The organism is Actinobacillus succinogenes 130Z, assembly GCF_000017245.1.
Lineage (GTDB): Bacteria > Pseudomonadota > Gammaproteobacteria > Enterobacterales > Pasteurellaceae > Exercitatus > Exercitatus succinogenes.
In genome coordinates, this window is the sequence record NC_009655.1 from 1,590,967 (window position 1) to 1,604,408 (window position 13,442).

Annotated in this window: 15 protein-coding genes; 2 read left to right on the forward strand and 13 right to left on the reverse strand. The window is 44.7% G+C overall.

All coding sequences use genetic code 11. The features are described 5' to 3' along the window. Nucleotides 1-60: 60 nt before the first annotated feature. The 10 genes from aroG to prfA form a co-directional block, all read right to left on the reverse strand. Nucleotides 61-1,146: a 3-deoxy-7-phosphoheptulonate synthase AroG gene (gene aroG, locus ASUC_RS07445; protein ID WP_012073164.1), complete on the reverse strand. Its 1,086-nt coding sequence runs from the start codon at nucleotides 1,144-1,146 to the stop codon at nucleotides 61-63. 186 nt (nucleotides 1,147-1,332) lie between these two features. Beyond that, on the reverse strand, nucleotides 1,333-2,571 hold the full coding sequence (lolE, locus tag ASUC_RS07450; protein ID WP_012073165.1) for a lipoprotein-releasing ABC transporter permease subunit LolE: 1,239 nt from the start codon (nucleotides 2,569-2,571) through the stop codon (nucleotides 1,333-1,335). 3 nt (nucleotides 2,572-2,574) lie between these two features. After that, nucleotides 2,575-3,258, reverse strand: coding sequence for a lipoprotein-releasing ABC transporter ATP-binding protein LolD (gene lolD, locus ASUC_RS07455; protein ID WP_012073166.1), 684 nt, complete (start codon nucleotides 3,256-3,258; stop codon nucleotides 2,575-2,577). Between the two features lie 277 nt (nucleotides 3,259-3,535). Beyond that, on the reverse strand, nucleotides 3,536-4,753 hold the full coding sequence (locus ASUC_RS07460) for a lipoprotein-releasing ABC transporter permease subunit (RefSeq protein WP_012073167.1): 1,218 nt from the start codon (nucleotides 4,751-4,753) through the stop codon (nucleotides 3,536-3,538). Continuing rightward, nucleotides 4,753-5,694 carry a 2-hydroxyacid dehydrogenase gene (locus ASUC_RS07465; protein ID WP_012073168.1) on the reverse strand — a complete coding sequence of 314 codons (942 nt, stop codon included), beginning with the start codon at nucleotides 5,692-5,694 and terminating at the stop codon, nucleotides 4,753-4,755. The genes ASUC_RS07460 and ASUC_RS07465 overlap by 1 nt, the downstream gene beginning before the upstream one ends. Before the next feature lie 145 nt (nucleotides 5,695-5,839). Then, the gene (kdsA, locus tag ASUC_RS07470; protein ID WP_012073169.1) at nucleotides 5,840-6,694 is read right to left on the reverse strand and encodes a 3-deoxy-8-phosphooctulonate synthase; all 855 of its coding nucleotides are present in this window, start codon (nucleotides 6,692-6,694) and stop codon (nucleotides 5,840-5,842) included. A 38-nt stretch (nucleotides 6,695-6,732) separates the two neighbouring features. After that, nucleotides 6,733-7,548 carry a SirB1 family protein gene (locus tag ASUC_RS07475; RefSeq protein WP_012073170.1) on the reverse strand — a complete coding sequence of 272 codons (816 nt, stop codon included), beginning with the start codon at nucleotides 7,546-7,548 and terminating at the stop codon, nucleotides 6,733-6,735. Between the two features lie 10 nt (nucleotides 7,549-7,558). Next, nucleotides 7,559-8,419 carry a peptide chain release factor N(5)-glutamine methyltransferase gene (gene prmC / locus ASUC_RS07480; protein WP_012073171.1) on the reverse strand — a complete coding sequence of 287 codons (861 nt, stop codon included), beginning with the start codon at nucleotides 8,417-8,419 and terminating at the stop codon, nucleotides 7,559-7,561. A 4-nt stretch (nucleotides 8,420-8,423) separates the two neighbouring features. After that, a complete protein-coding gene (locus tag ASUC_RS07485) occupies nucleotides 8,424-8,885 on the reverse strand; it encodes an RDD family protein (RefSeq protein WP_049752186.1) in 462 nt (153 codons plus the stop codon). A 62-nt stretch (nucleotides 8,886-8,947) separates the two neighbouring features. Next, a complete protein-coding gene (prfA, locus tag ASUC_RS07490) occupies nucleotides 8,948-10,030 on the reverse strand; it encodes a peptide chain release factor 1 (RefSeq protein ID WP_041834784.1) in 1,083 nt (360 codons plus the stop codon). A gap of 129 nt (nucleotides 10,031-10,159) precedes the next feature. Here prfA and sixA point away from each other — a divergent pair, with 129 nt between their 5' ends. After that, complete coding sequence (gene sixA, locus ASUC_RS07495; protein WP_012073174.1) at nucleotides 10,160-10,627, forward strand: phosphohistidine phosphatase SixA; 468 nt, start codon at nucleotides 10,160-10,162, stop codon at nucleotides 10,625-10,627. A 68-nt stretch (nucleotides 10,628-10,695) separates the two neighbouring features. Here sixA and dhaM read toward each other — a convergent pair whose 3' ends face one another. Genes dhaM through dhaK form a run of 3 tightly spaced genes read right to left on the reverse strand, consistent with a single transcriptional unit; the run spans nucleotide 10,696 to nucleotide 12,810 of the window. Then, nucleotides 10,696-11,106, reverse strand: coding sequence for a dihydroxyacetone kinase phosphoryl donor subunit DhaM (gene dhaM / locus ASUC_RS07500; RefSeq protein WP_012073175.1), 411 nt, complete (start codon nucleotides 11,104-11,106; stop codon nucleotides 10,696-10,698). A 4-nt stretch (nucleotides 11,107-11,110) separates the two neighbouring features. After that, the gene (gene dhaL, locus ASUC_RS07505; RefSeq protein WP_012073176.1) at nucleotides 11,111-11,737 is read right to left on the reverse strand and encodes a dihydroxyacetone kinase subunit DhaL; all 627 of its coding nucleotides are present in this window, start codon (nucleotides 11,735-11,737) and stop codon (nucleotides 11,111-11,113) included. Between the two features lie 2 nt (nucleotides 11,738-11,739). Further along, nucleotides 11,740-12,810, reverse strand: coding sequence for a dihydroxyacetone kinase subunit DhaK (gene dhaK / locus ASUC_RS07510; protein WP_012073177.1), 1,071 nt, complete (start codon nucleotides 12,808-12,810; stop codon nucleotides 11,740-11,742). 173 nt (nucleotides 12,811-12,983) lie between these two features. Here dhaK and rimI point away from each other — a divergent pair, with 173 nt between their 5' ends. After that, nucleotides 12,984-13,433 (forward strand): ribosomal protein S18-alanine N-acetyltransferase, encoded by a 450-nt coding sequence (rimI, locus tag ASUC_RS07515; protein ID WP_012073178.1) that lies wholly within the window; start codon nucleotides 12,984-12,986, stop codon nucleotides 13,431-13,433. The last annotated feature ends 9 nt before the right edge of the window (nucleotides 13,434-13,442 follow it).

Consider the following 13,442-nt stretch of genomic DNA (forward strand, 5'->3'; position numbering starts at 1 on the left):
AAAGAAAAAGTGCGGTCAAAAACATTCAAATTTCTGACCGCACTTTAGTTTGCCGGCGGATTAACCGTTCACTTTGCGTCTTGCCGCAACGGCATCGGAAAGCTGTTGAAGCAAAATTTCCGTATCTTCCCAGCCGATACAGGCATCGGTGACGCTTTGGCCGTAAGTCAGCGCTTTGCCCGGTTGTAAATCCTGGCGTCCTTCGACCAAATGGCTTTCCACCATTACACCGAAAATTTGAGTTGAACCATTAGCAATTTGTGCGCTTACATCTTTACATACGTCCATTTGTTTTTTGAACTGTTTGCTGCTGTTAGCATGGCTGAAGTCAATCATGACATGCGGACAGCGCCCCGATTTTTCGATACTTTTACATACTGCGGCTACGCTTTCCGCATCATAATTGGTACCGCGATCACCGCCGCGCAGAATGATGTGACAGTCGTTATTGCCTTTGGTGGAAACAATAGCGGAATGGCCGAATTTAGTAACGGACAAAAAGTGGTGTGAGGCTTCCGCCGCACCGATAGCGTCTAAAGCGATTTTCACGCCGCCGTTTGTGCCGTTTTTAAACCCGACGGCACAAGATAAGCCCGAAGCCAATTCGCGGTGCACCTGAGATTCCGTGGTGCGTGCGCCGATTGCCCCCCAGCTCATAAAGTCCGCCACATATTGCGGGGTGATCATATCCAAAAATTCACCGGCGGTCGGTAAACCGAGATCATTAATATCCGATAATAATTTCCGTCCCATGCGCAAACCGTCGTTTAACGCGTAACTATCATTCAAGTAAGGATCGTTGATTAACCCTTTCCAACCTACGGTAGTACGTGGTTTTTCAAAATATACGCGCATAATGATTTCCAGCGTATTTTTATATTTATCGCGCAACGGTTTCAACCGATTGGCATATTCCAATGCGGCATTGGTATCATGAATAGAACAAGGACCGATGATGACAAGTAATCGGTCGTCTTCACCGTGAATGATTTCATGGGCATGACGGCGAGTGGTTCTGACGGTTTTAACCGCTTGTGCGCTCGCCGGATACTTTTCCAGCAATGCTACCGGCGGTAATAATTGTTCGATTTTGGCAATACGGGTATCATCGTTGGCAATGCGAATTTCGTTTTGTTTTTTAACCATGGTGATCAACTCTCTTAGGAATGAAATCGTCAGCAATACGAAATAAATTTTTCAGTAATATCGCATGACGGATGCTTTAACTTTCGTAAAAATATTATTTTTTTGACCGCACTTTTACGCAACAGTCATAAATGTTATCAATGTAACACTTATTCTTGCACTAGTAAACTAGTTCAATTATTTTGTTTAATGCCCGTTTAAAATCTGTGCCGGTTGTAATTTAGCCGCACGACCGGCCGGATACAGACTGGCAAGCAAGCTTAACACCAATGCAGCCGTCAAAACCAGCAATACATCCTGCCCATGCAGTTCGCTCGGTAGGAAATCTACAAAATAAATGCCGTCGGACAATAATTTGTGTCCGATGAGTTTTTCCAGCCCTTGAATAAGTGCGGTCAGATTTAAAGCAAAAAATATACCGAGTAGGATGCCGAGCAAACACCCTTTCATACCCGCCTGTAAACCGTACCACACGAAGATACGTTTGATAAATCCGCTGTTAGCGCCTAAAGTGCGCATGATAGCAATATCGCCCGCTTTATCTTTCACCGCCATGATCAGCGTAGATACAATATTGAAACAGGCAACGCCGATCACCAATACCATGGCAATATACATCACGGTACGAATCAATTGGATATCACGATACATATAGCCGAATTTCGCCTGCCAGTTTTGCAGATTCAATAGTTGCGGATAATCATTCAGAACGGAATAATCCATATTCTGCATGTGAAACGGATTTTGCACTTTCAGTTCCACGCCCGAAACTTGGTTTATCGTTAACCCCAGAAATTCCTGTGCCTGTGCTTTCGGCATCAAAGCATAACTATGATCGAGCTGTCCGTCTAAGCGCAAAATACCGCTGACCTGAATGCGTTCGCGAGCGGGTTGTGCCATTTCATCGCCGTTGTTTTGCGAAATGAGCAATGTAACCCAATCCCCTTCGTGTACGTCCAATTCGTTGGCAATGGCATAACCCAGCACCAGTCCGCCGTTTTTCCCGAAATTCGTCCAACCGTCGTCCAATACGAATTTACCGAGTGAACTCACTTTATTCTGAGCCGTTTTATCCACGCCTTTCACCTGTACCACTTTCATTTTGGCGCCGTTTTCGATCAATGCGGTAAAAGAAACAAAAGGCGATACCCCTTGAATCTGCGGAACGGTCTGCAAGCGCTTTTCCAGTAAACCGGCGTCTTGAACGGTATTTTCATCGGCGGCGGTAATTTCCGCATGGGGAACCACGGCTAAAATTCGGTTATTCAGTTCCCGTTCAAAACCGTTCATGGCACTTAATCCGATTATCAGCACCATCACGCCCAAGGCAATCCCCAAGGTAGAAAAAAAGGAAATCAGCGAAACCAAGCGATTCTTTTGTTTTGCCCGCTGATAGCGCCAACTGATAAAAAATGGCGTATTCATTCGTTACGACTCCGCTCGCAAAACGCCGTCCTGCATAATCATACGGCGTTGTAATTTTTCCGCCAGCTGTAAATCATGGGTCACTAATAAAAATGCGATACCCTGCTCTTGATTAAGCTGTTGAATCAAGGCAAAGATACTTTCCGTGGTTTTGTGATCCAGATTTCCCGTCGGTTCATCCGCTAATACTAACGCGGGATTATTCACTAATGCCCGCGCTATCGCAACCCGTTGCCGCTCTCCACCTGAAAGTGCGGACGGTTTATGGGAAATTCTGTGCGATAATCCCACGGACTGCAGCATTTTTTCGGCTCGATCACGTGCTTCCGTTTTATTCCGATTCCCAATTAACATCGGCATTAGTACATTTTCCAATGCGGTGAAATCCGCCATCAAATGATGGAATTGATAAACAAACCCCAAGTATTGATTGCGGAGTTTGGCTAATTGATCCGGCGTCGCTTTTTGCAGGGATTGACCTTTGATAAAAACTTCACCGCCGGTGGGTTGATCTAGTCCGCCCAAGGTGTGTAACAAAGTGCTTTTCCCCGACCCCGAACTGCCCACAATCGCCACTAATTCTTTGTCAGCCAACGAAAAAGACACGTCTTTCAGCACTTGAGTTTGTGTTGTGCCTTCGGTGTAGAATTTGGTGACGTTTTTGCAATTTAATAATATATTGTTCATTTTTATTTTCTACGTTAATCCCAATCGAATTTCGCCGATGGCGACTTACTTTTTCTTTGCGTTGCTAAAGAAAAAGTAAGCAAAAAGAAATGCAACCCCGTTTTGCCTTATTTCCTGAAAATTATTAAATTTGCTTAACGAAAAATAAGTAAACTCGCTTCGCTCAAACAAACTTATTTTTCTACAAATTTAGTAATTTTCAGGCGGCAAAAAGGGGAATCATTTATTTGCCGACGATTTAAATAAAGATTCAAACTCCTTAAATTTTAGACCGCACTTATTCATATCGAAGCGCTTCCGCAGGTTCGACTTTACTCGCTCGATATGCCGGATAAATCGTTGATAACAACGCCGATCCCAAAGAAAATACGACGATAACGGCAACCTGTGTCACGCTGATTTGGGTTGGCAAAAATACGCCCGTCGGATTGATAAAATTTAAAATCGTGTCCAGATTAAAAGTAATGATTACGCCTAATACGGCGCCGATCATCGTTCCGACCGTTCCCACCAGCAACCCTTGCAAGATAAAAATCCGGCGCACTTGACGTTTGGTTAGCCCTTGAGTTTGCAAAATGGCAATTTCGCCCTGTTTATCCACCACCATAAGACTGAGCGATGTAACGATATTCGATACAGCAACGATAATAATCAGACTAATCAATAACCCCATCATATTTTTTTCCATTCGCACCGCTTGGAAAAATTCACCTTTTTGACTTCGCCAATCACTGATATTCCATTGCTCTTCAGGAAAAATCCGAGGAAGCTCGGTAATTTGGAACGGATCTTTTAAAAACAATCGCATGCCTTGCACTTCTTGCGGTTTGATACGCATCAAACGTCCTATATCAGCGATATTGGCGAAACTTTCATAACCGGAAACCTCATTTCCTGAAAAATAAACATCGCTCACTGTAAACAAACGCTGCGCCGGCACACGTCCGAACGGGGTATATTGACTGTTTTCGGTTAACATTAACCGTACTTTATCGCCTATTTTGACGTGCAGTTTTTCAGCCAGCTGCGAACCGATAATCAGCTTAAATTCACCTTCCGGTAACAGACTGTCAAACTGTGTTTTATCTAAATATGTCAGCAATTTATCATCCGTCGGGTTTTGCACGCCGATCACTTGTCCGGCACTGACGCCGTTAACCGTTTGATAAATCGCATTAGTAGTGTTAATCAGCGCAACATCCTGAAGAATGCCTGGATTGGCGGACAAATATACCTGACGTATTTTATTTTGATTTTCCTGACGCGGAATGCGTACATCATCTTTCGGCATGACAATAGCATGCGGAATATCCGACAACACCTGTTTTTTCTGGTACTGTTCCAAACCGTTCATCACCGAAAGCACAATAATCAGCGCCATTACGCCCAACATAATACCGGCACTGGCTAAATTCGTGACCAATCGTCCGAAACGATCCGCACTTTTCGCCCGCCAATAACGTAACGCGATAAAAAGAGAAATACCCAAATTCATTATTTCCCTGTTCTTACAAACTCTTCTAAATTCGACCGCACTTTGTTGACCAATATACTAATAGCGCTGTCCGACGCCCAGGCAACATGCGGAGTAATAATTAAATTCGGTAGTTTTTTTGCCGCCGCAATCAACGGATTATCTTTTCCCGGCGGTTCTTTTGCTAACACATCCAACGCCGCACCGGCGATTTTTCCCGTTTGCAGAGCGTTTAGTAAGGCTTTCTCATCCACTAACGGACCTCGTCCGGTGTTAATCAGAAATGCACTCGGTTTAAAATGTGACAAGGTTTCTTGGTTAATTAGATTTTCAGTCTTTTCCGTTAAAGGGCAATGTAATGTGACAATGTCCGATTGCGCCAGCACATCAAAAAACGGCGTATAACCGGTACGGCAATGCGAGGCGTTTTTGTGTTCGGCATAAAGAACCCGCATACCTAAAGCTTCGGCTAAACGTCCGACTTCGCTCCCGAGACTGCCTTTGCCGATTACACCTAAAGTTGCGCCGCGCACATCTTTTATCGGGTGATCGAAATAGCAGAATTGTCCGCTGTCCGCCCATTTGCCTTCAAGCTGATCACGATACCACAAATGCAGACTGTGTTTTAAAGAAAAAATCAAACCTAACACGTGTTCCGGTACGGTAACGGCGGAATAACCGGCAACATTTTTTACCGTAATACCGAGTTCTTTTGCCGCGACCAAATCAATATTGTTCATACCTGTGGCGGTTAAAGCTATCAACTTTAATTGTGGCAACCGTTGTAGTAATTCTCGCGTAAAAACCACTTTACTAGTAATAACAATATCCGCATTTTGAACGCGTTCGAAAGTCTGTTCCGCCGACGTCGTTTCATATTCCACCCATTCATGGGGAAAATCCGGACGCGGAATGGGTAAATGTTTGGGTAACGCCGTACTGTCGAGAAACACGATTTTCATAATTTTTCCTTATAAAATATAAAAGTGCGGTCACACAAGCGAAGTTTTTTGACCGTTATCTTTGACAACGGACCCGAAAGGAACAAACAATCGCCGATAAACGACTAAAAGTAAAAAACAAAGAAAATTTTGACCGCACTTTCGATTATTTAGAGGTATCCAATTCCGGGAAAGATTTCACTAATTCATCAATAGCTTTCATTTGAACGACAAAGCCTTCCAGGGCCGACAGCGGCAATGCGGACGGACCGTCGCATTTAGCGTTGTTCGGATCCGGGTGCGCTTCCAGAAATAAGCCGGCGATACCCACCGCCATGCCTGCCCGCGCCAATTCCGTTACTTGCTCGCGGCGACCGCCGGAGGCGGCGCCGAACGGGTCGCGACACTGCAATGAATGAGTTACGTCAAAAATCACCGGACAACCTTTTGACGCTTTTTTCATCACGCCGAAACCTAACATATCCACAACCAGATTGTCATAACCGAAATTGGTACCGCGATCACACAAAATTACTTTATCGTTACCGCATTCTTCGATTTTTTCCACGATATTGCCCATTTGTCCCGGACTTAGAAACTGCGGTTTTTTCACATTGATAACGGCACCGGTTCGCGCCATCGCTTCCACTAAATCCGTCTGACGGGCTAAAAATGCCGGTAACTGGATCACGTCCACGACTTCGGCAACAGGATTACATTGATAAATTTCATGTACATCGGCGATCACTTTCACGCCGAAAGTCTTTTTCAATTCCTGAAAAATTTTCAATCCTTCCTCCATTCCGGGACCGCGGTAAGAATGAATGGAAGAACGGTTTGCTTTGTCAAAGGAAGCTTTAAATACGTAAGGTACGCCAAGTTTATCGGTCACTTCCACATATTTTTCACATACCTGCATTGCCATATCGCGACTTTCCAATACGTTCATACCGCCGAATAATACAAACGGTTTGTGGTTTGCTACATCAATATTACCGATTTTTACAGTTTTATTTGTCATATGTTTTCCTTAGATAAGAGGTGAAATCATCATCCGGATTAATTTAATAACTCATTGCTGATTTCTTTTTTCATTTCAGGCAACTGCGCCATTAACAGATAAGCAGTCGGATCATCAGGGCAATGATCTACAAAATACTGTAAATCGTCTACGGCGGCATGATAGGCGCCCATTTGCGCCAGCACTAAGCCGCGATCCCGACGTTCATAAGGATCTTCGGATTTATTCGCTACTTTTCGCCAATATAACCGACTTTCAATATACTTCAGCGCCGCAGCATTCAATTCTTCACGGATTAAGGTGCTTTTCGCCAACTGAGCGAAACGTTCCGTTAATTCTTGCGGTTCGGCAATGGCCAAATCTTCCGCCGTTAACATGGCACCAAAGCCGAAAGCGCCTTGATACAGTTTTTGTAAATCGTCCCGGCTGATATATTTGCCGTCCCAGGGATTAATAAACGCCGTATCACCTTCTACGTCCGCCCGCAAAATCAATTGAGTAGGAAACAGGACCGGGTAAATCGGTAGATCCAGTTTTTCCGCCAGGTACAGTAAAATACAGCCCAAACTGACGGGCATACCCTGCTTGGAACGCAGCACATAACTGAGATATAAATTTTCCGCTCGGAAATAGGTTTCGCGATCACAATAAAATCCCCAATCTCCGTACATTAATTGCAATAATTGATGAATTTTATTTTTTATTTCCCCCTCAGCGGGAATCGCTCTACGCGCTTTACGCACCAGTCCCCCCATCATGGTTCGGACGGTATGCAAATCTTCGCCTTCGTCTTCCGTTGTGATTAAATAAAAACTTTCCATTTCACGATATAACGCGGTTTTATCGTATTTCATCACTCTCCGTTTATCTTAATTTAGCTAAAGTTACCCGTTCATTGTCGCCATAATCTTTTACCGTTGCAACCTTTTCCCATAAATTCTCGTCAAAAAACGACCGCACTTTTTCACCTTGCCGCCAACCGTGTTCGAGCAATAACCAACCTTGCGGATTTAAGTAACGCGGGGTCTGTTCGATAATATGACGTAAATCCGCATAGCCTTGTTCTTCGGCAATCAAGGCGGATAAAGGTTCAAAACGTACATCGCCTTGCGTTAAATGAGCGTCATCCGCATCGATATAAGGCGGATTACTCACAACCAAATCGAATGTCTCATGTATATTGTTAAACCATGAACTCCGGCGAAATTCCACATCATCCAACTGATTACGCTCTGCATTGCGTTGTGCCAACACTACGGCTTCCGGCATTAAATCTACGCCTAAAACCCAATATTTTTGACCGCGCTTTTTCAGTTCTTTGGCCAAAGAAAGGGCAATCGCTCCCGTGCCCGTGCCTAAATCCAAAACCGACACGCCGTCTTTTAACGGAATGCGCTCTAATGCCCGTTCCACCAAAATTTCCGTGTCCGGGCGGGGAATCAACGTATGCGGCGATACTTTTAAGCTTAGCGTCCAGAATTCCGTTTCGCCCAAAATATAGGCGACGGGTTCGCCTGTGGCCCGACGGTTTAAAAGTGCGGTCAGATTTTGTAATGTTTTTTCATCTAGCACCGTATCGGAAAACGCTATAATTTGCGATTTCGTTTTTTGCGTAACCGATTGCAATAACAAATTCGCATCGAACTTAGCGTTGAGGTAGGGATCGTTTTTAAGGTTTTGCGATAAAAATCGGCTTGCATAAGCAAGCCAGTCGGCATAATTCATACGGCTAATTGAGTTTAACGACAACAGTAGAAAACATTAAATCGATAAGCGAGCGGCGTTCTTTGTTAATAAACGCGCAAGCGGCACTGAAAATGGTAATGGAAAACACGCCGAATACGCATTCGATACATTCGCGAAAAATGTAACGATCCAATGATAAAGGCCGGTGGGTTACATAATCGATAACCTTAAGGTCAAGCAGTCGCTTACCGAGAGTTTGCTGATAATTTTTCATATACCAAATCTGCAAAGCAAAATAACCGACGGAAGCAACTATCAGTAAAATACCGGTCGGTTCAATGGAACCGATGCCGGTAAATACCGCTAAAATTACGCTGTTAATCAAGGATGCAATCCAGCGTTTGAACCGACCGGCTAACGGAATATTACCGTTTGCGGTAGTTGAATTTGCCGTGAAGGTGGCATCCTGTTGGGAATGACTTAATTTGTCTAACTCAAATGACATAAAACTCTCGACATTAAGATTTGGCGAGACGTCGTTTAAGTTCATCTCGCAATGACACCGGATTAATTGCTTTCCGACAACGCCGCCAGCTGATCCGCCTGATATTCGGTGATAATCGGTTGAATTAATTCGTCGATTTTGCCGTTCATCACTTCATCCAAACGATAAACCGTTAAATTAATACGGTGATCGGTCACACGACCTTGCGGGTAGTTGTAGGTACGGATTTTGTCGGAACGATCGCCCGAACCCAGTAGATTACGACGGGTATCCGCCTGTTCCCGGGCTTGTTTTTCCTGTTCTGCCTGCGCAATACGCGAAGCTAATACTGACATAGCCTTAGCTTTGTTTTTATGCTGCGAACGTTCGTCCTGACATTCCACCACAATACCGGTCGGAATATGAGTAATGCGTACGGCGGAATCCGTGGTGTTAACGTGCTGACCGCCGGCACCGGATGAACGGTAAGTGTCGATACGCAAATCCGTCGGATTAATTTCCGGTAATTCCGTTTCCGGTAATTCAGGCATTACCGCCACGGTGCAAGCAGAAGTGTGAATACGCCCCTGACTTTCCGTCTTCGGCACGCGCTGTACGCGATGACCGCCGGATTCGAATTTCAGCTGTCCGTATACGCCTTCGCCAATCACCTTCACAATAATTTCTTTATATCCGCCCTGCTCGCTTTCATTTGCGCTCAAAGTTTCAATGCGCCAGCGTTTGCTTTCGGCATAACGACTGTACATACGGAATAAATCGCCGGCAAAAATCCCCGCTTCATCCCCGCCCGTACCGGCACGGATTTCTAAATAGGCATTGTATTCGTCATGGGGGTCTTTCGGTAATAACAAAATTTGCAGTTGTTGTTCGAGCTGTTCGATTTCCGCTTTATTTTGTTCGATTTCTTCCTGCGCCATGTCTTTCATGTCGGGGTCATTAAGCAGCAGTTGTGCATCCTCAATATCCTGATTCAGTTTTTTCCAACGGGTAAAAGCGCCGACCACTTCTTCAAGTTGAGCATATTCTTTGGAATAAGTCCGGAATTTATCCTGATCGTTAATCACCGACGCATCGCCCAATAACGCCTGTAATTCCTCATGACGTTCCGCAAGGCTGTCTAATTTGCTGATAATACTGTCTTTCATTATTATTTTTTCGTTTCCGTAAGCAATAAAAAATCGTCGCATTCTAGCATAAAAATCACGATAAATGCATTGATTTTCCTTGAGAACTACTTTAGATTATCGCCAAAATTTTCCACACAGGATTCAATTATGAAAATTATCGTTATGCGCCATGGTGAAGCGGAGATGCTGGCGCCTTCCGACAAAGAACGGCATTTGACCCATTTCGGTAAAACCAGTTCATTCCAGCAAAGCCAATGGTTAAAAACATGGTTAAATTCCACCGCACTTGATAAGGTGATTGTCAGTCCTTACCTGCGTGCACTGGAAACCTTTGAGCAAACCAATGCGGCTTTCGGCCAGCGCTTAACGGACTGTGCCGAAACCTGGGACGCCGTCACACCTTACGGCAGCACGAATTTAATTCGTAATTACTTGGAAACCATCGTTGACGATCAGGAAAACGCTAATGTTTTATTGATTTCCCACTTACCCTTAGTCGGCGAAATCGTTGCGGAATTTTGCGGTCGTAATACCGTCAGTTTTCGCCCCGCAACCATTGCCTGTATAGACTGGGACGGCGAAACGGGTAAAATCATCGAAATCAAATCGCCTTAACCCCAAATACGCGATGACAAAAAAGAACGGCATGCTAACCGTTCTTTTTTGTTTTTACTCCGGACTTATTACTTATCCGATTGCTGTCGTTTTAATTCTGCCGCCGCATTAGCTTCCTCCAGCACAGTTTGTAAGTTATCGCCGGCGGCGGCTGAAACGGCAGCGGCAAAAGCGCCTTCAACCAACGGTGCATAACTGATAACAACATGTTGTGCTATTTCCGGTTCCAACAAATCCATGGCGGTTTCAGTGCTGAGAATCGCACTGCCGAGATCCACGAATACCGCCACGCCGTCAGAGGAATAAACTCGTTCAATTGCCGACATAATGCTCACCGCATCCGTGCCGATAGGATTATCAGCATCATCAATGCCCGCCGCCACGGCGATTTTACAACCGTCCTGTGTCATTTGCCGCAATATGTCCGCCAATCCTTCACCTAATTTCGCGCTGTGTGAAACCAAAACTAAACCGACCATCTTATTATGCTCCTTGTACTGCATTCGCCAATGCTTTGATAATCAGCATACTGGATGTCGCCCCAGGATCCGCATGACCGACACTACGTTCGCCCAAATAACTCGCCCGGCCTTTCTTCGCTACTAACGGAATAGTAGCGGCAACAGATTCTTCCGCTTTTTTGACCGCCCTTTCAAACAATTTAACTTCAGGTTCAGTTTGATTCGCTTCTAATTCGGCAATCACCGGCAACCAAACGTCACACATGGTTTTATCACCTAATTCCGCGCGTCCCCGGCTAATAATGCCGGTCACCCCGTTTGTTAACACAGCAATCAATTCTTCTGCGGAAATTTCTTCTTTTCCGACCGCACTTTGTGCGCCTTTGATGAAAAAAGTGCCGTATAACGGACCACTGGCCCCGCCCACCTGGGAAAGTAACGTCATGCCTACCGTTTTCAAAATGGTGCCGATGTCTTTATCTGCAACAGTAGCCATTTTTTCAACGGCTTTAGTGAACCCGCGTTGCATATTTAATCCGTGATCGCCGTCGCCGATTTCCGTATCAAGCTGCGTCAGATAATCCCGGTGTTCGTTCATTGCCTGCTGACAATTTGTCAGCCATTGTAGAATTTGTGCCTTGCCGATCATGTTTATTCTCCCCAACGCAATGCCGGCGTATTGACCGGTGCGTCCCACAATGTCAAGATTTCATCGTCCGCTTTTAACAAAGTAATCGACACGCCCAGCATATCTAACGATGTGCAATAAGAACCGATTAAATTACGTTCGATTTTTAAACCGAAATCCGTCGCAATTTGTTCCAGCTTATTATAAACACCGTAGAGTTCGGACAATGGCACTGCTCCTAAATTATTCACTAAGGCAATAACGCGATCACCTTTTTGCAATGCTTGTTTGCTGTCTTCGACTTCATTCCATTGATTATTTCCCGCATTCCAGCGACGCACAGTACGCCGGTAGTCGCCATGATCAATTAACGTATCGAACATTTGTTGGACGGTCTTATCCAGATTTTCAAAGATACGGCGTTCAATACCGGGTTCACCGTGAATTCCTACGCCGAATTCCATTTCGTTCTCAGACAAAGCGAAAGACGGCTTACCCGCCGCCGGTACGGTGCATGCACCTAACGCAATGCCGATGGAATGTCCCCGGTTATTTAATTTATACCCTAATTCGGCAAGCTGCTGTAAGTTATAACCTTTATCTGCCGCTGCGCCTAATAATTTCTCCAAAATAACGGTATTGGCTACGCCACGACGTCCTGCGGTGTAAAGGCTGTCTTTCACCGCCACATCGTCGTCCACCAATACGGTCGCTACTTTCACACCGCCGTCTGCCAATAATTCCGTCGCCGTTTCAAAATTCAATACGTCGCCGGTATAATTTTTAATCAGCAACAACACACCTTCACCACTGTCTACACTTAGTGCGCATTCAAACATTTGATCCGGCGTCGGCGAAGTAAAAATCGCACCGGGGCAAGCGCCGTCGAGCATACCTTTCCCCACGAATCCTGCATGCATCGGCTCGTGTCCGCTGCCGCCGCCGGAAACTAACGCTACTTTGCCGGCAACCGGCGCATCGGCGCGTCTGACATAAACAGGTTCCGTATTGACCACCAAGTTCGGATGAGATTTGGCTAATCCCTGTAATTGTTCATCCAGAACCGTTTCTACAGAATTAATGAGTTTTTTCATAATGCAATCCTTGTTATCAAATGGAAATCTTGAACTATTGTAATATAGCTTAAACGGCCCGGATTTTTTGTTAGATAGATCACAATTTTAAAAATTTTTGAGTGAAAACGAAAATTTCTGTTTCGATAAAATTAAGGTAAACTACACAAAATGTTTACTGATTGGGAATGATTATGTCCGTTATTCGTATTGAACCCGTAACCGAAAATGAAATGGAAAGCCTGTATCCTATTGAAACGGCCGCTCATTCAGTTCCGTGGTCATTAGGTACCTTGAAAAACAATGTGGGAAACCGTTACCACAACCTGAAAATTCTCTTAGACGATCAGATTGTCGGTTTCGCTATTTGCCAAATCGTATTGGACGAAGCCACCTTGTTTAATATCACCGTTCATCCTGATTTTCAGGGACAAAAATTGGGTCATATGCTGCTGAATGCGTTAATTGAACAGTTACGGAAAAAAGGAATTTTAAGCTTATGGTTAGAAGTGCGAGAAAGCAATCGACATGCGATAAAACTATACGAAAAACTGAATTTTAACGAAGTGGACGTGCGTAAAAATTATTATCCTACGGCGGACGGCAAACGGGAAAATGCGGTGATTATGGCTGCATATCTGTAAAATATAACT

What these genes read in the sequence shown, in the direction of transcription:
- aroG (WP_012073164.1), bottom strand. Translation starts at nt 1,146, where the DNA reads ATGGTTAAAAAACAAAACGAAATTCGCATTGCCAACGATGATACCCGT.
- lolE (WP_012073165.1), bottom strand. Translation starts at nt 2,571, where the DNA reads ATGAATACGCCATTTTTTATCAGTTGGCGCTATCAGCGGGCAAAACAA.
- lolD (WP_012073166.1), bottom strand. Translation starts at nt 3,258, where the DNA reads ATGAACAATATATTATTAAATTGCAAAAACGTCACCAAATTCTACACC.
- ASUC_RS07460 (WP_012073167.1), bottom strand. Translation starts at nt 4,753, where the DNA reads ATGAATTTGGGTATTTCTCTTTTTATCGCGTTACGTTATTGGCGGGCG.
- ASUC_RS07465 (WP_012073168.1), bottom strand. Translation starts at nt 5,694, where the DNA reads ATGAAAATCGTGTTTCTCGACAGTACGGCGTTACCCAAACATTTACCC.
- kdsA (WP_012073169.1), bottom strand. Translation starts at nt 6,694, where the DNA reads ATGACAAATAAAACTGTAAAAATCGGTAATATTGATGTAGCAAACCAC.
- ASUC_RS07475 (WP_012073170.1), bottom strand. Translation starts at nt 7,548, where the DNA reads ATGAAATACGATAAAACCGCGTTATATCGTGAAATGGAAAGTTTTTAT.
- prmC (WP_012073171.1), bottom strand. Translation starts at nt 8,419, where the DNA reads ATGAATTATGCCGACTGGCTTGCTTATGCAAGCCGATTTTTATCGCAA.
- ASUC_RS07485 (WP_049752186.1), bottom strand. Translation starts at nt 8,885, where the DNA reads ATGTCATTTGAGTTAGACAAATTAAGTCATTCCCAACAGGATGCCACC.
- prfA (WP_041834784.1), bottom strand. Translation starts at nt 10,030, where the DNA reads ATGAAAGACAGTATTATCAGCAAATTAGACAGCCTTGCGGAACGTCAT.
- sixA (WP_012073174.1), top strand. Translation starts at nt 10,160, where the DNA reads ATGAAAATTATCGTTATGCGCCATGGTGAAGCGGAGATGCTGGCGCCT.
- dhaM (WP_012073175.1), bottom strand. Translation starts at nt 11,106, where the DNA reads ATGGTCGGTTTAGTTTTGGTTTCACACAGCGCGAAATTAGGTGAAGGA.
- dhaL (WP_012073176.1), bottom strand. Translation starts at nt 11,737, where the DNA reads ATGATCGGCAAGGCACAAATTCTACAATGGCTGACAAATTGTCAGCAG.
- dhaK (WP_012073177.1), bottom strand. Translation starts at nt 12,810, where the DNA reads ATGAAAAAACTCATTAATTCTGTAGAAACGGTTCTGGATGAACAATTA.
- rimI (WP_012073178.1), top strand. Translation starts at nt 12,984, where the DNA reads ATGTCCGTTATTCGTATTGAACCCGTAACCGAAAATGAAATGGAAAGC.